The following is a 25,088-nucleotide window of genomic DNA, read 5'->3' as shown; positions in this document are numbered from 1 at the left end:
AAGTGGTTTTCAAGCATTTATATGGGAAATGATTCAAATAAGGAATTTTGATATGCAAAAGACCCTACAAACATTTGGCAGGTTTTTGCCCGGTCAATTTTGTTCAACAAATTCTTCAAATCGCTTGTCCTTTGCACCTTTTCTTGCTCATCATTACCATCACCCCATCCATTCTTGCTAAGTTTACTTTTACGGTAAATTTATTTTTTCATTTTACATATTAAAATTTTCAAACAGACAATGTCGTTATTGAACTGCTGTCTGATTAACTTCATTATTTTAAAATTATAGATTACAGCGAGATATTATGGATTTGACAACCTTTATTGTGACATTATTAGGCCTTCAATTGATTTGCTTGATTGTAGGAAGCCAATCAGCAAGGGGGACAAAAACACAGGAAGATTATTTTTTAGCAGGCAAGCAAATTCGTTTTTTCCCTTTAATGATGACGTTTTTAGCCACTCAAGTGGGAGGGGGGCTAATTTTAGGATCTGCAGAAGAAGCTTATAAATATGGATGGGGCGTCTTCTTTTATCCTTTAGGAGCTTGCTTAGGTTTGGTTTTACTAGGCGTTGGGGCGGGGCGCAAGCTTTCCCAATTCCAAGTTTCGACTGTTGCGCAAATTTTTGAAGTGGCCTATAAATCGCCTATCCTAAAAAAAATTGCTTCTCTTCTTTCCGTGCTTTCCCTTTTTGCTATTTTCATTGCTCAAATTGTAGCTTCAAAGAAGTTTATGATCAGCATAGGGGTGGATAATCCTGTATGGTTCTTTATTTTTTGGGGGATAGTGATTATTTATACCTGTTTAGGGGGATTAAAAGCTGTCATTTCCACCGATGCTGTTCAAGCGTGTTTTTTTGTGATCGTGTTTTTTCTTTGTTTCGGTTATGCCCTTTATACCCTTGACTATCCTTTAAGTGCCCTATGGTTAGAAAGTGGGGGGAATGAAAATTTTACAGTCGATATTTCCAAATTCTCTGGATGGCTTTTGATGCCTTTACTCTTTATGGTGATTGAGCAAGATATGGGACAACGTTGCTTTGCGGCAGAATCTCCCAAAATTGTTTCGATGGCAACCCTTTGTGCAGCTGCATGTACACTTGCAGTAAGCTTAATTCCCATCTTTTTTGGAATCATGGCTAAAAACAATGCCCTCCTCATACCTCCTGGAAGCAGCGTATTAATGGTTGCAATTCAAGAAATGACCAATCCTTTCGTCACTTCTCTGGTCGGTTGCGCAATTTTGGTTGCGATTATTTCTACGGCTGACTCTTTAATTAATGCCGTCAGCTCGAATTTATCCCAAGATTTTAGCTTAACAGGTTTAAGGATGAATGCGGTCCGTTTTTCTCAATTCCTTTCCGCTTTAATTGCGATATCTGGAATTTTCTTTTCTTTTTATTTTAGCAATATTGTGGATCTTTTGATCTTGAGCTATGAGCTTTCTGTCAGTTGTTTATTTGTTCCTTTGTGTTTTGCCTTATTTAAAAAACAAGGAAATAAATATGCCGCTGGAATATCTATGCTGGGCGGAGCCCTCGGGTTTATCGCCTTTAGAGGAGCATCCTTAGAACTGGGTCGAGAGGTTTGTAGCTTAGGCCTTTCATTTTTAGGCTATTTTTTAGGGGATGGGTTATTCCGAGCAGAGGGCGAAGAATATGTGGATTCGAAAATTTCTGCCTGACTGCGGCTATTGTCGATAGTCAATCTGCTAAACGGCAGGAAAAAGGGACTCAAAGGTTATGATAAAGCCAAGAAAATTAAGGGAAGAAAAAGGTATCTTTCTGGTGGATACTCGCAGAAGTTGCTAGGAGCCCTGCTCAACGCTGCAAGCGCAAAAGATAGCCTGGGCTTCTCGAATCTATAGGAATCGGGTAATCAATTTGGACTTAGAATTTAAGCTTTACCAAATCTGTTCCTCTGCTGGAATTCCTTTTGCCATATCGTAAATGCTAAGATCCTCAATTCTTTTGAAGAGGGGGGTCCAAGGAGAACCGTCACGTTTTTTCGATTTACTATTCCACAAAATTTCCGGCAGGTTATTAGGGCAATTATAAAAAAAGACCGTGTGCCCATTGGTGTCATAATTGCCTCCTAAGTACTGTTTCATGCAATATTTTTGCAGGAGATCGGCAATTTTTTCGGAGGATTTAGCATCGCAGTCTTTGGTTTTTTCGAAAAGCGGAACTTCTTGATGTAAAAAGATAATTTCTAATTTGTCGGAATGGATTTTTTTGACATTTTCATAAATTTTCTTTTTCTCAGCCTCTTCATTGACATTTAAAATCTGAAAAAAATCTTGAGCAAGCGATTCATGGTCTCCCCTTTTAACTTTCTCAAATTTTTCAATCGCACTTTTATTGGCGACTAAGACTACGTGAAAAACTTTTCGATAATGGTTAAAAAGGTCGTAGTGTGCATTGGCATACTGTTCAAATAAAAACTGAGTGCCTGTACTGGCATAATCATCTAAAATAATCAAGCAACGATTGGATTTATCTTCCCCATCTCGGTAAAGGTCATCCAAGTTTTTAAAGGCGACGCCCCGAATCTTATTGGCAGTACGGTAAAAATAAGAGATGAGATCCCCACTTTTAGCGGGATAGGTCTTGGAGAAATCAATTTTATTAAATAAAATTTCCTTAGTGTCATCTTCAATAAATCCTTCCTTCTTTAAACAAGCGAGAACTTGACGGTGTAAAAAGGAAAGATCTTTAATGAGCTGCCGATAAGAATAATAGTCAATTTGTTGAAGCAGCATAATGGCGGCTTCCCGGTCTTCTTGGTCAAATTGATCAAGCCATTGATTAATTTCTGCTAAAGTGATGTTGGCTTCATTAAATTTTTTGTATAGTTCCGCAGCGGAAGAAATGCCGTTTGAAAAGCCGGCGGAAAACAGTAATAAGACAAGTTTAAAACGTTCGAAAGCTTCCATGAGTGGTTTGTCCCTGGTCGCAGATAGCTAATTAATTCAGTAACCGTTAGATTTTAATAATAATTTTATTTACGTCAGTCTCAATCAAAGCTGTAAAAGGAAAGCTTGGATATTTAAATCAAAAACTGGATTTATTTAAAAAAGTCTCACAGTTTTGCCCGAAACCTAAATGAATAAGTTTTCATAAACTCACAATCGTACAAAAAAGTTGACTAATCCAAAAAAGCTAGCAAAATTATTAATTTAGCTCAAATATTTTATTCAAGGTAATGTAATTTTGTTTTTTAAGTTTTAATTTAGAGCATTCAATACAAACCTATTAGCAACAGGAGCCTGTGAGCAAAATATTTTAGGTGAGCAGGCACCCTTATAGATGATTTTCAGGCAATATAGCGCCAAATGCGCTTTTTATCTTTCCCTTTTTTTGCTGATTCAGTATAGGATTATTTTTTTGCTGCATTTTGGATAGCATGACGTCTGCTTGAATAAATGTCAGAAAGCTGGAAACAAATAAAATGGGAACTCAGATGAGCAAGATTGTTCAAAAAGTGTGTTTAGCCTTCTTAACTTGGGTGGGAGCGACTTCTTTTCTTTTTGCTAATGCACCAACCACGGAGGAATCCTCAAATGGAATATTCTTAAATGAACCCTCCATGCAAACCCCCTGTGCATACGGTTGCGAAGGCAACCAAGTCCAAGCCTACCAGGGAGAATTGCAAGAGGCAAATTACAACGAGGAAGAAGACCCCTATGAAAACTACGAATATTGGAAACGGTGGCATCACTATTCTCACGGTTCTCCTTGGAGTTATTATGACTTTACTTTAAGTGAACGTGCTCGCGGCACGCACAATGGCCTAACAGGGGTTTGGCTACCCGAAGACCCCGTTTTATTTAGGCCCTTTATTGCAGATCCTCATCAGGTTTGCTATTCAGTCGGTTGGCGTTTTAATGACCAAGCGTTAGCTAAAAATGTGATAGACGTCTCCTATGGGGATACATTACCCCTTTACCGATGGTTTTATGTATGGCCATGGTGGGGTCAAATGCAAATCGAGATTGAAGGAGCTCTGTGGGCGGTATTTGCGCCTTTGAAAAAAACGGCTCCCTTAATTAACGCAGATTACTATGTTGCCATACCGATTACCTATGCAATCGATAACTGGTCATTTAGATTGCGTGCTTTTCACGTCTCCGCCCATATTGGAGATGAGTTTTTACTAGAGCACCCTTGCTTTGACCGTCTTAACCCAAGTGCAGAGTTTTTAGATTTTTCTGTCTCGCATGATTTTACAGATGAAATCCGCTTATACGGACTTGTAGGAGGCGTTTTGCACCAAGATGAATCCTTTAAAATACGTAGAATTTATGCGGAAGGGGGCATAGAATTGAGAGCGGAAGGCCTTGGTTTTATTGATCGCAGACAACAATTGTATGGGGTTCCTTTTTATGCCATGCATTGCCGCTATAGAGCCGATTTTAAAAACCACGTCGATATGACTTACACGTTAGGATACGAATGGGGAAAAATATGTGGACGCTGCAAAAAAGTACGCCTTTTCGCAGAGTACCATGATGGCTATTCGGTGGATGGGCAGTTTGGGCGAATAGCGAATAACTACCTTAGCATTCGTCTAGTCTACGGCTATTAAGGAGAGCTTTTTAAAGAGAACAAACCAGGGCCCGTGAAGGGATTTTTATCGGGGTCTTTGGCGAATTGCGCGAGGAGCTGTTTTAATTGCTTTCTGCATATTGCAGCTCCTCTCTTAAGGGTTTAAACAAAGAGAGGCGCCTCCAGTAAAAAGGGAGTAGTCCTAGGCGGCACAGTAAGGCAATACGCGGTTGGTCTCGAAAGTGCAAAAGTTGCCGCAGGTTAGCAGGCTTTAGTGCAAAAAATTGATCATTTAATAAAAGCAGACCTAAAAGCTTTTTCCTTCTTAAAAACTTTTGCTGAGGTGGGAAGAAAGGATAGCTATTGCAGTTATTTCAGTGCTTTCGGGTGTCTTCTCGGAAGTTAAGACACACTTGTCTAGAAGCAAGCTAGCTCTTTTTTTATGCAAGGCATTTTACAGCTTCCAAATATCTAAAGAGCGGTCGTCACAATTTTTAATCTTTAAAGAGAAGATTTGCATCGACAAATCCTTCCTCATAAATAGGGCCGTCTTTTCCAATCGGAAGCTTTCCTAAAAAATACTCACGGTAAATTTTAAGGCCTTGCTTTGCATTTTGAATGCAATAGAAGCAGTTACTTAACCATTCAGAACCCATAATTGTGCCACTTTCTAAATTACACCGGAAACGAGAAGTGATTTTGTCTTTCCAGTATTCCTTTTCGCCAAATAAAAGCATGGGAGAAGGGTGGATGGAGCCCACTTTGCGGCGTACTTCTTCTAGGCAGTATTCAAAGTCAGTCCCAACGCCTCCCGTTAGAAAAATAGGGAAGTCTAAAAGAAATTCAGCCTGTCGCTCAACAAGCTTATCTAATCGGTAGGTCATCTTTGCTTGTACGTAAGGGTTTTGGTTTTGTTCATTGACGATAGAGTTATCTTTTTGCCTAAAATCGACCACGTTGGCACAAGACAAAATTTTTAATTTGGTGGCCACATAATTGCCGATTTCCATAGCTCCGGGTCCTCCTCCGGTGACAAGGGCCAGAGGGGTAGAGGCATGCAATAAGGGGTGCTGCATCTCTTTTCGCATTTCAAGCACTCCTTGTAAAAGATGTTCTAACTCTCTATCAAAGTTTCCTTTTAATAGATTGGATCCATAAATTCCAAAAACTGTGGCTCGCAAAAAGGTATCCACCTGATCTAGAGGCACAAACATTCCCGAATCGCGGGAGGCTTTTTCGGTGAATTGCAAAATTTTTCCACTTGCTTCATCGACCCAATAAACGGGGATTCCAAATTTATTTAAATCGTGTAAAAGCGCGCGATCTTCAGCTGAGAAAAACATCCCATAGCTCTGCGAAGGGTACTGGAAATAGATCCCTTTTAAGCAACGCTGAATTTGATCGCTGAGCAGCATCCGTTTCATCAAAGGAGAGGGAAAGTAGCGAGTTAACAAAATACCTTGGCTTGTGATGTAGCCTGCGTCAATTGCTTTTAAGAAAGGATAGGCTGGTTGCTGCTCAATATATCTTTCCACCATCAGGGCTTGACGGTTAGCCTGTGTTTGGCCGGGAAAATCGTGAAAACGGGTTTCTCGGCTGATCCAATCCTCTGGTTTTAAAGAAAGCAGCTGTTCACCTTTTACCACAAAGACAGAGGCTTTGTTTTCAATAGGAGTGGGAGCTGTCGAGAAAGCTTTGAATAAAGCCTCGCTATCTTCGAGAGAGAGTTGCAATTGATCCCGATCGGAGAAAAAGACGTGTTCGCGGTAAGGTTCTAAAGTATAAAATTCTAGCGGAATATCTGTAATTTCCCGGACGCTTCTGCCAAATAACTCATAGATATCCCCAGAAGCTGTCGTATCGGGCTGAAGGATAGAGGCAGAGGTGTGTTGATAGCCCTGAGAGAGAAGCTCGTTTACGACCCTTCCGAAAACAGTTCGAATATGCAAAGGGAGGGTTTTCACCAACAAAATTTCGTCTCCTTCAATATTTCTAGGAAAATGGGATTTCCACTCTTGATGCAAGCGAAGCATATCCCGCATGGGGGTTTTGCTAATTAAAGCTTTTGCAATGGTGGGAAGAAAACCATAGGTCGTCGGGTCGTATTGCACACGTCCATGTTGCAAGGAAAGATAAGCGACTGTACGCCCCTCTACTTTTTCTAAAATGAGGTCATTGCTGCCATGCAGCCCTCCTAAAGAGAGAAGAGGCTTTCCCCAGCGGTCGGCTCTTCCAAACATCCGCGATAAGTAATCGGGATTGCGAACTCGGCGCCGGTCGTCAGCGGCAAAAAGTTTGCCAATGTAAGCCCCTGCTTGCAAAAGATTAAGCATTTCTATGGCGAGAGCTCCGTAGGCTGTAAGCTCTACTAACACCTCCGCACAGCCACTTTTTTGGTTAAGCTGGATAGATTGATTGACCCCGTCAATTCCTAATTGGGCTAAGGTACTTTTTATGTTAAAAAAGATTAAGGAAGCATCAATCTTATATCCCACAAAAACGGGAGGAATATTTTCGATAAAAACCACAGCGTGAGAAGTTCTTTCATCAATTTTTTTTATGGACGTAATGCAACCATCAGGGGTTATTAAATCTGGATAAGAATAATCAAAATCAAATTCCATAGGATAGCTTTTTACTCCTAATTTTTAAGGATTTTTCATCATAGTTTAAGCAGAGATTTACGACGAGTAATTTTAGAGCCCTCTTTGCCAGGGGAAACGGGGACTCAGCTTGCTTCCGCAGCCTTTTTAAGGGGAGTAGGACTAAAAGGGTGAGGCAGGGATGGGAACCACTCCCAGCAATCGCTAGGTAAAACTGAAAGCCTCTTGCCCCTTTATCCACAAAGCTAAAGGGGGATCCCGTTTTTAGCTTACCTGATAGGTCATCTGCAAAAAAACTTGGAGGGATGTTCAAATCGCTCTGATACTCTCCTTAAGTAAAATGCAAAATTTAAGTTAGAGGAGGTTGCGATTTAATTTTGAAGAATTATTTTAACATTAAAGAGGGGAGATTTCCATAGCGCCTTTTGTTCACTAAAATTGTGAAATGCCTCTATCTGTGTGGGTTTTTTTGTGGATATTTTGTCGATAGGATGTTTTTAAAAAATGGATTTGCGCTTATTTTCCTTGCGAAAAATGGTTACCTTTTAAGGTTGCTAGAAAAGCTTTTTGTCGTAATAACCTAATTTTAAGGTATTTAAGTTTAAAAGCTGAAAGAGCTCCAAGAAATTTTGATAGGCATTTCTGCTGGGTGATCGCTTGTTTATAACTTGAAGGATAAATTCTCTTCTAAAGAGTATTTCTCTTCAGGTTAAGCTTTTGCATAAAATCCAGTTGTGACATAATGTTCCTTTTTTAAGAAGGCAAAAATCTTATTGCCCGTATGGCTACAAGAAATGATAAGGTGTCATATTTGCCTGGCAGTTACTTTGAGGCCCACCATGGAAGATCAAAAAGTGCCAAGAAGCTTAGGGACTCACGACGGAGCATTTCATGCAGATGAGGTGACGGCGTGTGCGCTTCTCTTGCTTTTTGATTTGATCGATTCGGATAAAATCGTTAGGACCCGTTCTCTCGAGCAACTCGCTAGTTGCGAATATGTATGTGATGTGGGGGGAATTTATGATCCGGCGCAAAAATTGTTCGATCATCATCAAGTGCAATATCAAGGAATGATGAGCAGTGCAGGCATGACTTTGCTCTACTTAAAAGATCAAGGAATTCTCAAGCCGAACGAATATCAATTTTTTAATCACGCCTTAATTTTAGGGGTGGATGCTTCAGACAATGGAAACGATCCTCAAATTCAAGGCTTATGCACCTATTCTCATGTGGTTTCAAACTTTAGTCCGATTGACCACAACGCATCCCCACAAGTTCAAAACGAAGCATTTTTTGAAGCTTTAGAATTTGCTCTTGGGCATTTAAGGCGTTTGTGGGAGCGGTATTGCTATACCCAATCTTGTCGGCAAGTGGTGGAAGAAACCATGAATAAATACTCTGAGTGCTTAATTTTTGAAAAAGGGATCCCGTGGTTAGAGACTTTTTTCGAATTAGATGGAGTCAACCATCCTGCCAAGTTTGTCATTATGCCCTCAGGAAGCCATTGGAAACTACGAGGCATTCCTCCTACCTACGAAGATAGAATGAATGTGCGTTTTCCTTTGCCCCAAGAATGGGCCGGATTAATTGATGAAGAGCTCAAAAAAATTTCAGGCATTGACGGAGCAATTTTTTGCCATAAAGGGCGCTTTATTTCTGTTTGGGAAACACGCGAAGATGCCCTCAATGCTTTGGATTATATCCTTAATAAAGAAAAAAAGGTGTTATGACTCTCTTTAAGAAAATCATTAACGGTGAATTGCCTTGCGATAAAGTGTTTGAAAATGAAAGAATTATTGCTTTTAAGGATATTCATCCCGCTGCCCCTGTGCATGTATTGATCGTGCCTAAAAAAGAGATTCCCGATTTGCAATCTGTTACTCCGGAGGATTTGCCCTTAATCGCCGAAATCATGCAAGTTGCCCAGCAATTGGCTGCCCAGTTTAATCTATTAGAAGGGTACCGGTTGTTAACGAATAACGGTCCGTTAGCGGGCCAAACCATTTTTCACTTGCACTTCCATTTGATCGGTGGGCGCCAATTAGGCCCTTTGGCATAAGGACAGAAGATAAAGAGGAATCGTATGCATCCTTTTAAGCTTGCGCGCCATCAAACAGGACTGCTAGTCATTGATGTTCAAGAAAGCCTTTATCCTTATATGGAACGCTCAGGCGAAGTACTGCGTTCCATGATACAAGTGGTAGAAGGATTTAAAATCTTGAATTTGCCTATTTTAGTGACAGAGCAATATCCGAAAGGACTAAAGCCGACTGTGGCAAAACTAAAAAATGCTCTTCCGCAGAATCCAGTGGTGATAGAAAAAACGGCCTTCTCTTGTGCCAAAGAAAAGGCATTTTTAAGTTTTGAAAGCCAACATAAGATTACTCAATGGGTTTTAATCGGTATTGAAGCGCATGTTTGCATGTTGCAAACGGCAAAAGATCTGCTTTCTGCAAAGCGGGAAGTGACTGTCTTAAATGATGCGATCTCTTCTCGCTCCATCTCCAATTTTTCAACAGCCATTGCCGAAATGCGCGATTGCGGAGTGCGTATCAGCAGCGTCGAAACAGTGTTATTTGAGTTATTACAGGATGCAGCGGCTGCCGAATTTAAGCAAATAAGCCAACTTGTGAAATGAAACTCTTCTTACTTGTATTTGTACTTTGTTTGTCCTCCGTGCAAAACCTCTTTTCAAGTGAATTTAATGAAGAAACCATTGTCAAGCATATCCATGCCCATTTAGTGCTAAACGATGTGGACGAAGCTTGCCGTGAGGCCTTGCAAGGAATCCGCACTTTTCCCAATTCTCCCTTTATCCATAAGGCTTACATCCAAGCCTTATCAGCTAAAGGAGATGAAAAGGAGATCGTGTCTGCTTGGAAATCTTATAAACAAGGGGCATCTGATCAAGATTCCCGGCAAATTATGGAAGAAATGGCCTGGGGAATCATCCATAAAGGCGCTTCTTCTCCCTCTCCAATCATTCGAGTTGTTTCATTGCTAGCCGCTTTTTTTAGCCAAGATGCCCGTGGAGTCAGCCTACTAGCTCATCATTTTAAGGACTCGAATGCTTTTATTCGACGAGCAATTGTGGAACTTTCCTCTCATATGCGCGATGAGATTCTTTGTAAAAAAGTTCTTTTATTGTTGTGCCAAGAAAGAAATTGGAAGGTTTATCAAGAGGCCATTCAGGCGGTAGGAGAGATGAAGGTCTTGGATGCCAAGCCGTATTTAATCAAAATTTTGGCAGATGAGAGGAGCACTCTGGAAGAAAAAATGGCTGCAGCAGTTGCCCTTTCTACCATGATGGAATCGATCTCGCATGAGCAATTGCATGAACTTGTTCAAAGTAATCGAATGGGATTGCGTTTACTGGCCTGTCAACTTGTTTATAAATGGTCGCTCGTGGATGATCTAGAAGAGATGCTCGATTTGACACAAGACTCCCACGCTCAAGTGCGCGCCGTCGCTTTGCAGGTCTTGGGGCTATTAGGGCGCACATCTCCTTATCGGGAGCAGACGATTAACAGGGCTTTGCGATTAATCCAAGATCGAGACCCCGAAGTGGTGATATCAGCAGCTTGGATTTTGGTCTTGACAGAACATCCAAGCGGTGAAGAAGTTTTTAGGCAGCTTTTACAACATGCAGACAAAGCCATCCGGGTAAAAGCGGCAGGAGCTTTAGTCTCGACTGGAAAGTATGGCATTGCACTTCTTCAATATGCTTTAAATGAAGAAAATGAACCTTTTGTGCAACTTAATGCCGCTTTAGGGCTCATTCACCAACAAACAGACATTGAAAAAGCTTGCAGCGTACTGGAAGAGGGCTTGAAAAACCATCCGGAAAGATGGATGTGGGAGGAATTTGGGATTTTTAAAGCCTTGGCAGTTAGCACCATCAAACATGCTGAAGATATCCCATGCTACCCTGAAAGTGTCGACCAATCCACTCGTTTAGAGATTTTAAATATTTTAGCCATCATGCAATCACCAAAAGCTCAGGAAGCTATTAAACATTTTTTAAAAGAGAAGCGTTGGGGAATTTCTGGAATGGCATCTATCCTTCTTTTGACAGAAGGCAACCAAGAAGCCGTAGAAATCATTGAAAATCTGATTCAGGATCCCGATCCTCAAATTCGTATCCAAGCAGCCCTGGTCCTCGCCTTATGGGGGAGAGGGGAGAAAGCTATTCAGACCTTACAAACAGCTTATCCACAGGCTTCGCGAGAACTTAAAGAAAAAATCCTAGAAGGGTTGGGAAGAGTGGGTTCCAGCACCTCTATTCCCTTTTTGATCGAGCAGTTAGAAGAGCCTTTCCAATCGTTGCGCATTATCGCCGCCTCGTCTCTTTTACAATGCCTAAACCACTAGCAGCTGTCTATTTCCCCTCTTAGCAATTAGTGATAAAACCCTTCAAATTACCACGCTTCTAAAAAATCTATGACGTACATGGCCGTTCCATCGCAATAAGCAAGATATGAAGAATACGTCCGCAAACTGCGGCAGCTTCTTCATTTATAGTGGATTTGAAAAAACAAGCGCCTAAATTCAATGGGAGTCTTCTAGATGGAAGGATTCAAGCTAATGGCTTTGAGCAGTAATTTTTCAGCCGTGTCAAAATCTCCAAGACTCAATATTGCTGCATCAAGATGTTTCAATCCTTCGGTACGGTCAGGATAAAGAGCAAGCATTGTAAGGGCCTCTTCTAGGTTTTTTACTTGAAGGAGCGCTCCGGCTAAGCTGGCAGGGTAAAGGAGATTGTTAGGATCAAGATGCATAGTCTCAAGAAAGTATTGAGAGGCTGTATCGTACTGACCATCTTGAATGGAGATAATGCTTAAAAGCTGTGCAAAACAGCACCCAACAGAGAAGCGAGAGCAACAATTTCCAAAAGCTTTTTAACTTGCTCAATCCTACCGGCTTTGCGAGCCACTATAGCCAATGTGCGGATTTGCTGAATATCTGGTTCCAATATCGCTCGTATGGTTAGTTTTCAAAAGAAAAATGGAAGGCAAATCAATCGAACATTTTATGCGAAAGATACTTACAAAGAATGTAGGCATAGCTTGATAGAAAGCTAAACCGCTATGTTTTAAAATTATACATGGCATTGTCGTAGGCTGTAATTGATAATTATTTTGATGTAAAGGAGGGGGCGAATTTAATCAAAAAAGTTGCCTCTTTTGCCAGAAAAGGAAAACTTAATCCATGAGGATTAAATAAGATTTTGCTCAAACTGATGTGTCTTAAGATGCAAATCTATAAGAGGCATTTTACCTTGCTTTTTTTGTTATGCCAGGAAGATTGGCTCTTGGTAGGAAACTTTCCGGGATTTAGCTAGGCAATGCCTGGCATTAGCTCAAATTTACATGTATTTGGGGTAAATATTAAAATAATAATTTTATCCTAATTTTTCTGAATAACTTATCTATAAATTTTTAAGGATGAATTACTCCTTGTACTTGGCAGGTAACTAAAGTTGTAACTGTTAATAAGGATCTGTATGAAAAAAGGCAATACAGCTTCATGGTTGCCTTTTTTTCTCAGCTAAATGTAATGCCTTCTGACCAAATTCATCGGACATGCCATGAGAGATGCAAAAAAATTTGTTTTGTAAATACACTGATTTTTAATCCTTCCAAATTCAAAGTTTTCCGAAAAAATCGTAGGTTTACCCACGATGAAGCCGAGCGTCTATAGCGATAGATTGGAACGATAACTCTACCAAATTCTGCAGAAAGGCCAGCTATTAACCAAGCGAAAATCAGGTTTGATAGTTAGAAGGCTGTTCATATGGATGGATTCTTTCCTTATTAGAGTTTTTAGTGGAAAGGTATCCTGAAATAATTTGCTTTTGCAAATGTGATCGTGTAAAAGAGAGGCCATAGCAAAGTATGGAAAATAAAAGCTCATGAAGAATAGCAAGGAAATGGGCTGGATAAATTTTTTCGATAAGATAAATGGCTTCAAGCCAGGGAATATTGTTAAGCAATTTATTTAAGCAATTTATAAGGAGTAGAAATGGAACCTTCTTCACTTTCTGATCAATGTTCTTTTTTATCACAAAATGAGTGGGAACAGTTATATCCCCCAACACAACAGAGAAAGAATGTTCTCAATTATCTTATAGCTCACGATCCCACCAATGAAAAAATTTTTGAGTTCATTAGGGGGTCAAAAAGGGAAATCCTCTCCACGTGCGATAACAGCCAATATCAATTTTCTGCTTTACATATTGCTACTTTGAAAAAACGCGTAGAGGTGGTAAATGCTCTTCTTGAAGCTGGGGCAGATCCTAACAGTCGTGATGTATACGGATGGACGGCTCTGCATCACGCAGCTTTAGTTTCATATGAAATTTTTCAAGCTTTTTTAAAATTTCAGCCTAATTTAAATGTGATGACAAGACTTGGAGCTACTCCATCTTGTTTGAGAAAATTTTTCGGTTTAGAGCCTGCCATCGATTCTCGCCCTCTATATTTGCAAGAAGAGGAAAGCAATAAGAGAAAAGTGGAAATAGAAGAGATAAAGAAGTATACAGCTCTTACCACTTACACAGATGAGCCTTTCTATTCATTTGATTTTCTTAAAACTTATTGGAAAAGTAATGTAAAGCAAGTAGAAGGGCTGCAAGAGTTAGCTATACAACTATTTTTACCAAAAGCTTACCAAAAGATGCGTCTAAACCCGCCAGCGCTTATCTTGAAAAAAGAAAGATTACCAGATGGTCAGGGTAATTTTATTGATGCTTGGGGGGTCCTTGCTGGCCAAAATCTAGGGTTTGGAGAAGTTATTTGCGAGTACACAGGAAGATTTATCACAAAAAGGGATGCAGAACCTAGCTTTCTTGAACAACTAAAACATTTTTCAGAGCCATATGAGTGCTCTTTTTTAAATGCGGACACTCATGGCAATATTTCTCGTCACGCTAATGATGGATGGCCTAATATTTTTATTGTTGAGCTAAACAATACAAGAGGGCAACCTGCTAGAATTCTTTTTATGGGGGGAGAAATTACAGGTATTCAAGAAGGTGAGAAAATTTTATGGGATTATGGGGTAAATTACGCCCAATTAAAATGGGGCCATTATCTCATTGGCGAAAGCGAAAAAGAGAAAATCAAATCTTTTTGTCAAGAAGTTCCTTTTGAATCACATGTAAAAAAGTGCATAGAAATGATAAAAAGCAACCATCTGATAAAGGAGAGCAAAGAGGGCGAGAAAAGGAGTTATACTCCTCTTCCTGTTTATGAAGAGCTTATGCTTCAAACTCGACTGGCTTATTTTATTAGCACGCCTGCAGTGCTAATTTATTTAGCGTGTTCTGGTATTGTAAATCCAGAAGATTTTAAAAAATTAATGTATGAAGATGAAGAGGAGAAGTTTTTTATTCCTACGATTAAAAGGATTGAGAACAATAACCCAGAGCATTTTAAATGGGTTCAGCTGCTCATCGACTATTTAGTAAAATTTGATAAACAGGTAGATAGTTTGGGGCTGCCTTCTATAAGCAATCAAATAAGAAATTTTATTTTACAGAAAGAAGGAAAGTGGACGGTAATTCAAATAATAAAAGGAATATTAGAAATAAATCAATTTTTGGACCCGTTAATAAACCAGCTGAAAAGCGAGGAGGAGATTAAAAATTTTCAAGCACAATGGGACAATTTTAAAACAAAATTAGATGAATTAAAAGATTATAATTGGCTAGAAGACCAGGGATTTCCTTTTCCACAAGAAGTGAATAAGCCTTCTCTTTCAGTAAAGGAGAGCGAATTATTTGCCAATCCTTTTTTAATGCAGGTATGGGGGACGCCTCCTAAAGTCTTAGAACAGCTTGTACAGCAGGATCGAAAGTATATGGAAGCTTGCCTAGAACCATATAAGAAAGTAAAATTAGAGGAGATAAAGGAAAAATATAAAGACGATTCTGTAGATCTTGTCTTGCGCAGGGCTGCCTCTTTGGGTCACCCTCATAATGTTGCATTTCTTATTAAGGAAGTAAGAGCTGAAGTAAATTCTCAGGGAGAAGACAGCAAAAAAACTGCTTTGCATCTAGCTGTTATCGGGGGAGTTAAGGGAATAGCGGGAGCGAAAGACGCAGCAACTCGAGAGAAAATTAAAAAAAATTATCAAAACACTATTTTTATTTTATTAGAAGCTGGTGCTAATCAGACACTCACAGATAAAGAAGGAAAAATGCCTTCAATTTATAATTATAATAAGGAAATTTTACCTGAGAATGAGGGAGCTTTTCAGCTATATAAAGACGTGCGCAGCAATAAAATTTTTAAGCGATATTTAAACATTACCAGCTAGGAATCAAGAATTAAGAGAATGACAGTTTGATTTTAAAATAAGCTTATTTCAAGAAGAAAAAGCACAAGAAAAAGCTTCCCTATTGGCGAATGTTTGTTATGATAACAGACTAAACCAAAGGGGAAGCAAGATGGTTAGCTTAGCGGAGCAGCACTGCTGCGTAGATGGCTTTTGGAAAAATTTCTAGGGATTATGCAAGCCAAAATGGCTAGCTGAAGGAAATAAAGCCCCTAAAAGAGGATCTAGGTTATGCCTCAGCTAGGCCATGACTTTAGAGACTTTATTTCATATGACTACTTAAAAAAAATTAAAACTTTCTTCGACTGTTACAACGTACGTAACTACTTAACATGGGGCTTTCCTCATGTCCTAGTAAAATCAAATAGTAAGCCCATGCCTTATATAGATAACCTTTGGCTGAGAAAAAAAGAGAGATTATTAAAAAACAATTATAGGTCAGCTTAAGAATACCCCTCAGATTGAGCACTCCAGCCCATAGGGGCCCAAGTAATTGTGTTGTCAATTTATTAACAAGTTTTATTGCTTATACTTTTCTTATACTAAGAGCGAGTTTTCAAGCATAATTTTTACTCCATCGAGAGAGCATTAATCGACTCATGCAGATGTATAGATAGGACTCACTAAGGCACGGCAAATACTCATAATCACGGCTAAGTCGCCTGTTTCTCCCCATCCACGCAAAGGTTCTTTCGACCACCCATCTTCGAGGAAGGATTGTAAACTCCCTTTCTATAGGAAGGTATTCAGCCCTCCATTGCTCATTATAGATGCGAATTCTTCCCGGAGGCCTTTTAATAACCTCTGACTTGAGCTCCATGCTGACTAGCTATAGTCTTCAGATCACTTCCTGAATAGCCAGAGTCTCCCCATATTTTACGTACGGAGGGATATTTCTTTTCTTGCAAAATTTCTATTAAACCTTGCTTGTCGCTTGTATATCCAGCAGTAACTTTTGCTTGTAAGAGTAAGCCTTCCGTATCAACTAGAATATCTCTTTTCCTCCCAAATACCTTTTTGGTCGCACAGTAACCGCGGCAAGGCCCCTTTTTCGGTAGTTTTGGCTGCTTGACTATCTATGAGGGTTCCAGTCGCCTCTTTGTCTCTTCCTATTTTTATCCGCAATTGCTCACGGAGGGCTGTATTAATTTGCTCAAAGACGCCTGTCGTTTCTCAATTCCGAAAGTTGCTGTATACAGTCTGCCAAGGAGGAAAATCGTGAGGTAAATTTCTCCACTGGCATCCAGTCCGTGTAATATAAAAAATCGCATTGAGTATTTCTTTTCGAGAGTATTTTCTTGGAATCCTACTCTTGGCTTTTCTACCAAATGTTTGATCAGATTCCACTCCGCATCCGATAAGTCAGTCCTATATGAAGCCCGCATAGCAACCTCCTTAATGTTGATTATTCATAGTGTACTCCTCTCCTGCTAATCCAAGCAATCTTTATACTGATTAAGTTGCTTATAAATAAACACTTATTCTGAAAATTATGCTTGAAAACTCGCTCTAAGAAACCTTCTTTGCGTTTGGAAAAAAATACTCTTTAGTTTCTGGTAGCAAATTAGCTAAAAAATTGAACTGACGTCAAGATGGTAATAGCCAGGCAATAATTAATGCCACATACCAAAATTTTTGCTAGATAAAATGAGATTTTTTAAGCTTTCAGGTAATTTCCCAATAGATTTCAGCCTCTCGTTGTGCCCACTGTCTACTTCTTTCCCCCGGGGCTGTCTTGTTGTAGGATAAACAATAAGTTATAGTCATGGTTGAAACAAGGATTGGCCAAAATTACCTGAAAGTGGCGGCTTAGTGGCAAGCATGGGTTTACAATGCTAATTTTGTCTTCCTATACAAGCCTTTAGCACTAAATAAGACTATTTCGATAGATAAGCCATCAAATTTTGGATTTCGTTCATTTAAAATTACATAGGAAGCGGTTTTGAGCGTTGCTTATGGAGAGCTCGATATTTTAGATACCAATACCAAAACTTTTTCGCAGAAAATAGCCTGCTAGCTAAGTTGAAAAGGCTGACGGCTAAGAATAAAAACCTTAATCTTAAGCGGCTATAAAGAGGAACGTTTTGTAAAATAAAATAGAAAAAACGTATTCATTTATTGCAAAAAATGATTTAATCGGCAATAATGCGACGCAAAAATAAATCTTTCTTTTACATAAGTAGTTTATTTGAGAGGATAACTTATGGCTAAAAAAACATGGGTTCCATTCATTGCATTTTGTTTTCTAATCGGATCGTGGGAATTTTGCAGCCGTTTTTTTTCTGAACTTCTTTTTGTCCTTCCTCCCCCATCTCGCATTCTTCTTTGTACCTGGCAAAAATCGGATCGTTTACTGTTTCATACAGGCATCACCTTAAAAGAAATGGGAGGGGGCTTTCTCTTAGCCTTGCTGGTGGCTTTTCCTTTAGCTTGGATGATGGCCTTTTGGGAATCCATGCGCATGATTTTACAGCCGCTTTTTATTATCATTCAATGCATTCCCATGTTTGCCCTGGCACCCTTAATGGTAATGTGGTTTGGCTGGTCTTACACGGCGATTGTACTGCCCACTGCTTTAATGATTTTTTTCCCCTTGACCATGAATATTTATCAAGGGCTTTTATCCACTCCCCAGCATTTAACCGATTATTTTAAAACCTTAAAGGCAACCCCTTGGCAGTTTTTCTTTAAGTTACAGCTTCCCTCCTCTCTTCCCCATATTTTTGCCGGTTTTCGGATCTCAGCGGCAATTGCAGGCATTGCGGCAATTGCGGGAGAATGGGCAGGCGCTCAGGAGGGTTTAGGAATTTTGATGCTTCAAAGCAGAAGAGAAACGGATTTAGAAATCACCTTTGGAGCCTTATTTTGCCTAACTTTTATTAGCTTAGCTCTTTACTTAGGAATGACAGCCGTAGAAAAAGCGGTGAAAAATCGAAAAACTTGGCGATTATCAGTGAATGGTGTAGCTGCGGCCGCTTTGATTACCATAGTCTTTGGATGTCAACCTTCACCGAAAGAAAAGGAGACAAAGCTTCTATTGGATTGGGTCCCCAATCCTAATCATGTGGCTCTTTATGTGGGAATTGATAAGGGATTTTTCAAAAAAAAGGGGATAGATCTGCAGATTTTGAAGTTGCACGATCCAAGTGACGCTGTAGGGTATTTAATGTCTGGGCAAGCTGACCTAGCTGTCTACTATACGACCGAAGCGCTTCAAGCCATGCAAAAAGGAGCTAAGTTATCAATGGTAGGGGTTCTCATCCAAGAGCCACTCAATTCCTTGCTGTATCACAAAGAGGGAGGGATTCATGCCTTAGAAGATTTGAATGGCAAGGTGATTGGATTTAGCATGAATGGGATGAATTTTAAATCTTTGCAAGTCCTATTAAAGCAACGTCATATCGCGCCTCAAGCCATGCATAATGTGAGCTTTGATCTAGTAAGCGCACTTGCAGCAAAGCGAGTGGATGCTGTGTATGATGCTTATTGGAATATTGAGGTGCCCCATTTACGTTCGCTAGGAATTGAAACGGACTTCTTTACAATGAACGATTTGGGAATTCCTCCTTATCAAGAGCTCATTCTGATTGCCAAAGAAGGCTCTTTGCAAGCTTCTCCTGAGTTTGTGGAAAAGCTGCAAGCTGCCATGCAAGAAACGATAGTGTATTGTCAGAAGAACCCCGATGAAGCTTTTGACATCTATCTTAAAGCCAACCCCGATAAAGGAGACAAGGCGAGGGAGTGGGAAAGAGAGGCTTGGAAGCTGACTTACCCCATTTTGGCCCAATCTCAAAAGATTGATCAAACAGAAGTGAATAATTATAGAGACTGGCTACTCGAGCATAATATTTTGCAACGTTGATTGTGGGAGGATTAAATCCCCCCATTTGCTATCATCGCTTTTTTGGATTTATCTCTATCAAACTTGCAGGAGAATGTATGCTTAAAATAGACCTTAAAGGAAAGAAAGCTTTTATAGCAGGAATTGGCGATGATCAAGGCTTTGGGTGGTCCATTGCAAAATCATTAGCGGAAGCGGGGGCCGAGATTCTGGTAGGCACGTGGGCGCCTGTGATGAAAATTTTTCAAACAAGCTTAGAAAGCGGCAAATACGATCAATCGCGCCTTTTATCAGATGGGAATATGATGCAATTTGCTAAAATTTACCCTTTAGATGCATCGTTTGACAAAATGGAAGAGGTTCCTGAAGAAACCAGGGAAAATAAGCGTTATAAATCTTGTGATGCCTATACCATTCAGGATGTTGCTTTGCAGATCGGTCAAGATTTTGGAAAGATCGATTATTTTGTACATTCCCTTGCAAATGCACCAGAAGTTCAAAAGCCTCTTTTGGAAACTTCTAGGCAGGGGTATCTTGCTTCTTTGAGTGCTTCAACTTACTCCTTTATCAGTCTTTTAGCGCATTTAGGGCCTATCATGAATGCTGGAGGAAGTACCATTTCTCTTACCTATATTGCTTCTGAAAAAGCTATTCCAGGGTATGGGGGAGGGATGAGTTCTGCCAAAGCTGCTCTGGAAAGTGACACGCGCACGTTAGCATGGGAAGCCGGACGTAAATGGAATATTCGCGTAAACGCCATCTCTGCAGGCCCTCTGCGTAGTCGGGCTGCAAGAGCCATTGGATTTATAGATAAAATGATTGATTATGCACAAGCGAATGCTCCCTTGCAAAAAGATTTAACCCCTATCGAAGTAGGCAATGTGGCCGCTTTTCTTTTATCTCCTTTAGCTTCCGCCATTACGGGTGAGACAATCCATGTGGATAATGGAATGCATGCGATGGGAATGGCAATTGATAGCGCAGCATTTAACCAAAAAACCGAAAGTGCCGTTTAACGAAATAAAAGTAAGCGTTGAATCCTTTGAGGGGCCAATTGAATGTTTTCAATGAGCTGAAAAAAAGCAGCTCGAGAGCTTTGAGGATGAGTATGTAAATACCATTTTCGGGCGTCTTGAGCTCGCTTTGTAGAGACTGCTTCCATCAAGCTTTTCTCTACTACATCTGGGCTGGAAATAGTCAGAGTGGCATAGTGGAGATCGCTCCACAGCGTTAGTTGGTCTTGACCAATCTGAATTTTAGAATCGATTGCCAGCGTGACTTCACAGGCAATTTCCCAATCTGCTAACGCTGCGACTTGGGCTACAAAAGAAGAGCACTGATTTTTTGTGATCGAGTATTCCTGGTAAGGGTAGGTATGGATAAAAGCTAAAATATGATGGAATTGGTCTTCTGTCAGATCGATTTTGGCGGCAAAAGTGGGGCGATGTCCTCCTGAACCATTTTGAAAAAAGCCATCTTTTTGCGTTTCCCATAAATAGCAAATAGGATTTGGGGAGCCCTTTTCTACCAGATCCATAATCCCATCAAAATATCTGGCTTGGATCACTCCGGTTTCACCCGAGTGGCCCCCTTCAATCTCCACATATTGTCCATCGAGTATTCCTCTCAAACAAATCCAGGCATGGCCAACATCGCTATTCTTGCTGCCATCGCTCGGATGCTTGGCTAAGGTGCGCAAAAAAGATCGATTGTTAGTGTAATCTAAATGGCGGGCATTCACTAGGACAACGAGAAAATAAGGGGACTCCTTAAAGACAGTTTCAGGTTTTGAAAAGGTATTTAGATGGTTATAAAAATGGCCATATTCCACGGAGCAAGGTTTGCAACAAGAGGTTGCCACTATCGCAAAAACTTGTAAAATAAGCAGAGGATATTTCGACATACAGCTATTTTTTCACGATGTCGATTAATACTTTTAGGCGACATTTTTCTGACCTTTTAATAGTGCGGATGGCTATTTGCCAATCATAAGCTTCATACCGTTGTTCCCCTTTATTTAAAATTTGGGCGGGGCGATTTCCTCTTAGAATGTGCCCAAAAAAAACGGCTTCTCCCTCTGTTAATTGAAATTGAATAGAAAAAGAGAGAAGGGGGCTTTTGAGCTGCAAGGTATCGTTAAGTTGAAAAGTTGTGGCAGGAATATTGTCGACAAAAATTCGACAGCCTTCATGCAAGTCTACAAAAAAGTTAACTTCCCCTTCAAGCTCTCCATTTTCTTGTGGAGCGGGCCCTTCCAAAAGGAGATCGAGTTCCACGTGCTCTTTTTGCGCTGTGCATCTAATCTCGGTAAGGGATTTGCTTTTTTGATAAACAAAGCTATGCACCTCAGAAGGGGTTCCCCATAGCAAGCGAAAGAGATGATAGCCTTTATATTGAGATGGATCTAAAGCCTTATCGTTTTCGAGAAAGCAATAAGTATACACTTCTTCTTTAACCAGGGTCCACTGTTCTTGAAGAGCCTGCCCCTTTTTTGCTAAAGGGGAGGTAGGAATGAAAGGATCTTTAGACGGTTGGATGAGCGAGGCTAAGAGTTCGTATGGATACCCATCTGTTTGTCTGTGAGGAAAAGTTTTTTCAAAATACCCTAAATAAAGATCGTATAAACTTCCTTGAGGTTGAAAGCCGGCCTGGAAGACTTTTCTGGCCGGGCCTGTATAGCAGCCTGTAGGGGAATGCCAAGTATCAGAGAGATAATGCCAGAAAAAATCCCAAGGGGAAACGGCAATTTCTGAATAAATCATTTGAAGGCTTGCTAAAATCTCTCCCAGACAGTGAGGATCACCCCAGGCAACTGTAATCCCTTTCATCCTGAATGTTTCTAAAAGTTGGTGTCCTGCAGTTTGTAGGCGGGGGAGCTCTAGCCATTCACCCAAGGCGATCCACGCCGCGGCACATTTTAGAGATAAATGATAAGGGCCAGGTTTTTCCTCGTGAGCGGCTAAAGCATACAGCGCTAAAGAGGTGGTGGCTTTAATCAGCCGATCTTTAAGCTCTTGCCCTAAAATGATGTGAAAGTCTTTCAAAATCCAATAAAAGATCGGAAGCAAATGAGCCCCTAAAAAACGATCTTTACAGCTCGGATATTCATGTAAATAAATGGGGAAATTGCCCGATTGATTTTGAAAAAGCAAAATTTTATCAAGCAGTTCTTTGGCTTCTTTGATCTGCTCAATTGTTTTAGTCCGCATGAGAGCTAAGATGAAATACCCATTTTCCACTAAGGGAATTGTGTGGTGGGCAGTCTCTTGGGCGTGATAAAAATAGTGCACAAACCCGGTTTGAGGACTTTGAAGCGCTTTTCCTTTGGCAACTGCTTGCTCATTTAAATAACGCAGAGATTCTTCGTGCGTTTGAAACTGCTTAAACATGCAAACCCCCGGTGACTTCAATATTTTGGCCTGTAATATAAGAATTTTGTTTGTGCATTAAAAAGGTGACAACTGCAGCCACTTCAGCCAGAGTGCCGTAGCGCTTCATAGGGAGCCTTGAATAATGTAAAGGGTCGACAGAATTTTCTAATTGCCCTGGAGAAACCATATTGACGCGGACTAAATCGGAAGCTAACTCTTTAGCTAAATTTTTCGTGAGCATCCACAAAGATGTTTTAGTTAAATGATAAATAGAAGAGTAACTATTGCTTAAAAATGCGTGTGTTCCAGCACTTCCTATATTCACAATCGATCCCTGATGTTTTTTAAGGCTCGGGATTAGTTCATGGATAAGGAAAAACGGAGCTGTCAAATTTGTTTGAAATAGATCGTTCCATTCTTGCAAAGAGGTGCTTAAGGCGGGTTTAACCAAGTAATTGCCGACATTATTGACCAAACCCTCGGTATGAGGAAAGCGTTGTTGATAATTGTGGATAAATTCTCGTAAAGATTGATCGGATGAAAAATCCCCTTGGATTACTTCAGCTTTGCCGCCTAATTGTTTGCAACGTTCCGCTGTTTGAAGAGCCCCATCCCTACTTGTCCTGTAGTGGATCACAACAGAGTGTCCCTCTTTTGCCAACTGATGGCAAATTTCAGCGCCAAGCCCTTTGGCTGCCCCAGTAACAAGGATCCAACTCATCGCTTTATTGCTCTTTTTTGCATAACTTGAGTTCGACAGTGGTAAATTCCGCCGAACTTAAAGCTTCAGGTTTTTTCACTTTGATCCACGCCCAATTAATCGGGTAGTCATGCAAAAGCTTTTGAAGCACATCGTAAGCGTATTTTTCAATGAGCATGTAACCTCTTTTTTGTGCAAACTCTGAGCAAACGTTTGCTAAAGCGACATAATCTACCGTGTCTACGATGTCATCAGAGAGGGCACATTTTCTAAAATCAGCTTCCACTTTGAGATCCACAAAGATAGTTTGGGTGTGAGTACGTTCATGCGGAAGGATACCAATGATGCAAGGAATTTGATGGTTTTCAAATCCAATTAAACCATACTGAGACTTCTGTAAGGAGTGTGCGTACTGATTAAGCAAATAGCGTGTTTCTCGATTGAGTGGAAGTTTTTTGGCTTCTTCTACCGAAACCCACACGTAACTTTCTGCTTCCTCATTTAACACGACATCTTCTTTTGAATAGCCAGGGGCTAAATCCGCGATGAAATCGTTCATAATAAAATGCTTTTTCTCTTTAAATTCAGGAGAATAGATCGATTCTTGGGTTGAAATGAAGCGTATATTCGTAACTTCGAGACCTGTTTCCTCTTTGATTTCTCGCACAAAGGCTGCTTCTCTAGATTCGCCTAGCTCAACTTTTCCCCCTGGGGTGGTATAGCAATGGCTCCATTTTGAAGAATAAACTAATAAAACGTCTCCATCGGCAGCAACGATAAGTCCTCCGACAGTTGTGATAGGGTATGTCCATGTATCAAGCATGATGAGGCCCTCTTGTTTAAAGTTAAAGTAAGTTTAAAGCTTTCTGAATTCCTTGAATAATTCCCTTTTCTCGAGCAGGAGGAGCGATGACAGTGGCAGTGCGGAGTAGGTGGTCAGGCGCTGTGGCCATGATGACACGAATATCGGCTTCTTCAAGCATGCTGAGGTCGTTGTTATCATCTCCCGCCGCAATAATCGGCGTGGGAATTTGAAGTTTTTGTTTTAGATCTTTTAGAGCAGATCCTTTGTTTACCGAGGCATTTGTGGCTTGCACGACATAATAGCCCATCTGAAAAGGGTCTTTAATCAAAGGAGCGTGCAGCCCAATTTCCTTTTCGATCCGCTGGGAAATTCTAGAAGTAGACTCAATTTTTCCGAAACACTTTAAGGAAGGAAAGTTTGTTATGGCAAGGTTTTCGAAAGATTCTACCCCATGCCATACTGAATTGAAAGCCAGCGCGCGCGCGTTCAAATAATCAAGCAATTCATTTGAAAAGTGTTGTGGCCTATAATAGCAATAATCTTGATATTCAAAACCTGTAAAGAGGACAAAATCGGTTGGCTCGTCTTGGCATATTTTTTCCATGGCAGGAAAGATTTCTTTACCAAGCGTGTGTTTTGACACAATTTCTTGCTGAGGCATTTTGAGCGTGATCGCTCCGTTTTGCACTGCAAAATAATAAGGAAAAGGCAAGGGTTTCAGAATTTTGAACCCGTCAGAGAAGGTCCTACCTGTAATAAAAACGAGGCCCCAGCCATCTGAAACTAGTGCAGAGAGATAAGCGCTGACTTCTGGAGAGATGACTTCTCCAGAATCGGTAAGTGTCCCGTCAATATCTAACGCTATAAGCCCCGGCATGGTG

General features: G+C 40.4%; 20 protein-coding genes and 1 pseudogene. 9 read left to right on the top strand and 12 right to left on the bottom strand.

The features are described from left to right. Positions 1-307 precede the first annotated feature (307 nt). Positions 308-1,687 carry a sodium:solute symporter family protein gene (locus PARA125_RS07805; protein ID WP_213158307.1) on the top strand — a complete coding sequence of 460 codons (1,380 nt, stop codon included), beginning with the start codon at positions 308-310 and terminating at the stop codon, positions 1,685-1,687. A gap of 219 nt (positions 1,688-1,906) precedes the next feature. Here the strand turns inward: PARA125_RS07805 and PARA125_RS07800 are convergent, their stop codons facing one another. Next, entirely contained in the window at positions 1,907-2,938 is a 1,032-nt protein-coding gene (locus PARA125_RS07800) for a phosphoribosyltransferase-like protein (protein ID WP_213158306.1), read from the bottom strand. 527 nt (positions 2,939-3,465) lie between these two features. Here PARA125_RS07800 and PARA125_RS07795 point away from each other — a divergent pair. Beyond that, positions 3,466-4,590, top strand: a complete 1,125-nt coding sequence (locus PARA125_RS07795) for a DUF1207 domain-containing protein (protein WP_249274267.1) — start codon at positions 3,466-3,468, stop codon at positions 4,588-4,590. 454 nt (positions 4,591-5,044) lie between these two features. On the opposite strand, the gene PARA125_RS07790 is transcribed toward PARA125_RS07795, so the two are convergent. Further along, the gene (locus PARA125_RS07790; RefSeq protein ID WP_213158304.1) at positions 5,045-7,174 is read right to left on the bottom strand and encodes an LOG family protein; all 2,130 of its coding nucleotides are present in this window, start codon (positions 7,172-7,174) and stop codon (positions 5,045-5,047) included. A gap of 818 nt (positions 7,175-7,992) precedes the next feature. On the opposite strand from PARA125_RS07790, the gene PARA125_RS07785 reads away from it, so the two are divergent. The 4 genes from PARA125_RS07785 to PARA125_RS07770 are packed head-to-tail and all read left to right on the top strand — an operon-like array spanning position 7,993 to position 11,524. Further along, positions 7,993-8,883 carry an MYG1 family protein gene (locus PARA125_RS07785; RefSeq protein WP_213158303.1) on the top strand — a complete coding sequence of 297 codons (891 nt, stop codon included), beginning with the start codon at positions 7,993-7,995 and terminating at the stop codon, positions 8,881-8,883. Continuing rightward, positions 8,880-9,212 (top strand): histidine triad nucleotide-binding protein, encoded by a 333-nt coding sequence (locus tag PARA125_RS07780; protein ID WP_213158302.1) that lies wholly within the window; start codon positions 8,880-8,882, stop codon positions 9,210-9,212. The genes PARA125_RS07785 and PARA125_RS07780 overlap by 4 nt, the downstream gene beginning before the upstream one ends. Positions 9,213-9,236: 24 nt before the next feature. Further along, positions 9,237-9,791, top strand: coding sequence for an isochorismatase family protein (locus tag PARA125_RS07775; protein ID WP_213158301.1), 555 nt, complete (start codon positions 9,237-9,239; stop codon positions 9,789-9,791). Further along, positions 9,788-11,524, top strand: a complete 1,737-nt coding sequence (locus PARA125_RS07770; protein WP_213158300.1) for a HEAT repeat domain-containing protein — start codon at positions 9,788-9,790, stop codon at positions 11,522-11,524. Before PARA125_RS07775 ends, PARA125_RS07770 begins: the two co-directional genes overlap by 4 nt. Before the next feature lie 191 nt (positions 11,525-11,715). Here the strand turns inward: PARA125_RS07770 and PARA125_RS10085 are convergent, their stop codons facing one another. Both PARA125_RS10085 and PARA125_RS10010 read right to left on the bottom strand, forming a co-directional pair. Then, a complete protein-coding gene (locus tag PARA125_RS10085) occupies positions 11,716-11,979 on the bottom strand; it encodes a tetratricopeptide repeat protein (protein WP_349305715.1) in 264 nt (87 codons plus the stop codon). A gap of 11 nt (positions 11,980-11,990) precedes the next feature. Continuing rightward, positions 11,991-12,125 carry a hypothetical protein gene (locus PARA125_RS10010; protein ID WP_283248341.1) on the bottom strand — a complete coding sequence of 45 codons (135 nt, stop codon included), beginning with the start codon at positions 12,123-12,125 and terminating at the stop codon, positions 11,991-11,993. Positions 12,126-13,174: 1,049 nt separating this feature from the next. Here PARA125_RS10010 and PARA125_RS07760 point away from each other — a divergent pair. Then, entirely contained in the window at positions 13,175-15,472 is a 2,298-nt protein-coding gene (locus tag PARA125_RS07760; RefSeq protein WP_213158299.1) for an ankyrin repeat domain-containing protein, read from the top strand. Positions 15,473-16,046: 574 nt separating this feature from the next. On the opposite strand, the pseudogene PARA125_RS07755 reads toward PARA125_RS07760, so the two are convergent. From PARA125_RS07755 to PARA125_RS10195, 3 genes and pseudogenes are all read right to left on the bottom strand, one after another. Continuing rightward, positions 16,047-16,220 (bottom strand): annotated as a pseudogene (locus PARA125_RS07755) (transposase); the annotation flags it as partial. A 64-nt stretch (positions 16,221-16,284) separates the two neighbouring features. Continuing rightward, positions 16,285-16,566: a transposase gene (locus PARA125_RS10200; RefSeq protein WP_213158387.1), complete on the bottom strand. Its 282-nt coding sequence runs from the start codon at positions 16,564-16,566 to the stop codon at positions 16,285-16,287. A gap of 97 nt (positions 16,567-16,663) precedes the next feature. Further along, positions 16,664-16,837 (bottom strand): transposase, encoded by a 174-nt coding sequence (locus PARA125_RS10195; protein ID WP_213158296.1) that lies wholly within the window; start codon positions 16,835-16,837, stop codon positions 16,664-16,666. 856 nt (positions 16,838-17,693) lie between these two features. On the opposite strand from PARA125_RS10195, the gene PARA125_RS07740 reads away from it, so the two are divergent. Beyond that, complete coding sequence (locus PARA125_RS07740; protein WP_213158295.1) at positions 17,694-19,352, top strand: ABC transporter substrate-binding protein; 1,659 nt, start codon at positions 17,694-17,696, stop codon at positions 19,350-19,352. A gap of 77 nt (positions 19,353-19,429) precedes the next feature. Then, positions 19,430-20,347, top strand: a complete 918-nt coding sequence (locus PARA125_RS07735; protein WP_213158294.1) for an enoyl-[acyl-carrier-protein] reductase — start codon at positions 19,430-19,432, stop codon at positions 20,345-20,347. Here PARA125_RS07735 and PARA125_RS07730 read toward each other — a convergent pair. From PARA125_RS07730 to PARA125_RS07710, 5 genes are read right to left on the bottom strand one after another with little or no spacing between them, the layout of a single operon-like run. After that, positions 20,344-21,234 (bottom strand): hypothetical protein, encoded by an 891-nt coding sequence (locus PARA125_RS07730; RefSeq protein ID WP_213158293.1) that lies wholly within the window; start codon positions 21,232-21,234, stop codon positions 20,344-20,346. The two genes, PARA125_RS07735 and PARA125_RS07730, sit on opposite strands and share 4 nt — an antisense overlap. A 4-nt stretch (positions 21,235-21,238) precedes the next feature. Then, positions 21,239-22,720 carry a hypothetical protein gene (locus PARA125_RS07725; protein ID WP_213158292.1) on the bottom strand — a complete coding sequence of 494 codons (1,482 nt, stop codon included), beginning with the start codon at positions 22,718-22,720 and terminating at the stop codon, positions 21,239-21,241. Continuing rightward, on the bottom strand, positions 22,713-23,423 hold the full coding sequence (locus PARA125_RS07720; protein ID WP_213158290.1) for an SDR family NAD(P)-dependent oxidoreductase: 711 nt from the start codon (positions 23,421-23,423) through the stop codon (positions 22,713-22,715). Before PARA125_RS07720 ends, PARA125_RS07725 begins: the two co-directional genes overlap by 8 nt. A 4-nt stretch (positions 23,424-23,427) precedes the next feature. Continuing rightward, the gene (locus PARA125_RS07715) at positions 23,428-24,225 is read right to left on the bottom strand and encodes a dihydroneopterin aldolase (protein WP_213158289.1); all 798 of its coding nucleotides are present in this window, start codon (positions 24,223-24,225) and stop codon (positions 23,428-23,430) included. Positions 24,226-24,247: 22 nt separating this feature from the next. Further along, positions 24,248-25,084, bottom strand: a complete 837-nt coding sequence (locus tag PARA125_RS07710; protein ID WP_213158288.1) for an HAD family hydrolase — start codon at positions 25,082-25,084, stop codon at positions 24,248-24,250. Between the last annotated feature and the right edge of the window lie 4 nt (positions 25,085-25,088).

This window comes from Parachlamydia sp. AcF125 (assembly GCF_018342475.1).
Classification (GTDB): Bacteria; Chlamydiota; Chlamydiia; order Chlamydiales; family Parachlamydiaceae; genus Parachlamydia.
This window is presented reverse-complemented; position numbering and strand designations above follow the sequence as displayed.

Coding starts and splice junctions, on each gene's coding strand:
- PARA125_RS07805 (WP_213158307.1), top strand. CDS start 308: ATGGATTTGACAACCTTTATTGTGACATTATTAGGCCTTCAATTGATT.
- PARA125_RS07800 (WP_213158306.1), bottom strand. CDS start 2,938: ATGGAAGCTTTCGAACGTTTTAAACTTGTCTTATTACTGTTTTCCGCC.
- PARA125_RS07795 (WP_249274267.1), top strand. CDS start 3,466: ATGAGCAAGATTGTTCAAAAAGTGTGTTTAGCCTTCTTAACTTGGGTG.
- PARA125_RS07790 (WP_213158304.1), bottom strand. CDS start 7,174: ATGGAATTTGATTTTGATTATTCTTATCCAGATTTAATAACCCCTGAT.
- PARA125_RS07785 (WP_213158303.1), top strand. CDS start 7,993: ATGGAAGATCAAAAAGTGCCAAGAAGCTTAGGGACTCACGACGGAGCA.
- PARA125_RS07780 (WP_213158302.1), top strand. CDS start 8,880: ATGACTCTCTTTAAGAAAATCATTAACGGTGAATTGCCTTGCGATAAA.
- PARA125_RS07775 (WP_213158301.1), top strand. CDS start 9,237: ATGCATCCTTTTAAGCTTGCGCGCCATCAAACAGGACTGCTAGTCATT.
- PARA125_RS07770 (WP_213158300.1), top strand. CDS start 9,788: ATGAAACTCTTCTTACTTGTATTTGTACTTTGTTTGTCCTCCGTGCAA.
- PARA125_RS07760 (WP_213158299.1), top strand. CDS start 13,175: ATGGAACCTTCTTCACTTTCTGATCAATGTTCTTTTTTATCACAAAAT.
- PARA125_RS07740 (WP_213158295.1), top strand. CDS start 17,694: ATGGCTAAAAAAACATGGGTTCCATTCATTGCATTTTGTTTTCTAATC.
- PARA125_RS07735 (WP_213158294.1), top strand. CDS start 19,430: ATGCTTAAAATAGACCTTAAAGGAAAGAAAGCTTTTATAGCAGGAATT.
- PARA125_RS07730 (WP_213158293.1), bottom strand. CDS start 21,234: ATGTCGAAATATCCTCTGCTTATTTTACAAGTTTTTGCGATAGTGGCA.
- PARA125_RS07725 (WP_213158292.1), bottom strand. CDS start 22,720: ATGTTTAAGCAGTTTCAAACGCACGAAGAATCTCTGCGTTATTTAAAT.
- PARA125_RS07720 (WP_213158290.1), bottom strand. CDS start 23,423: ATGAGTTGGATCCTTGTTACTGGGGCAGCCAAAGGGCTTGGCGCTGAA.
- PARA125_RS07715 (WP_213158289.1), bottom strand. CDS start 24,225: ATGCTTGATACATGGACATACCCTATCACAACTGTCGGAGGACTTATC.
- PARA125_RS07710 (WP_213158288.1), bottom strand. CDS start 25,084: ATGCCGGGGCTTATAGCGTTAGATATTGACGGGACACTTACCGATTCT.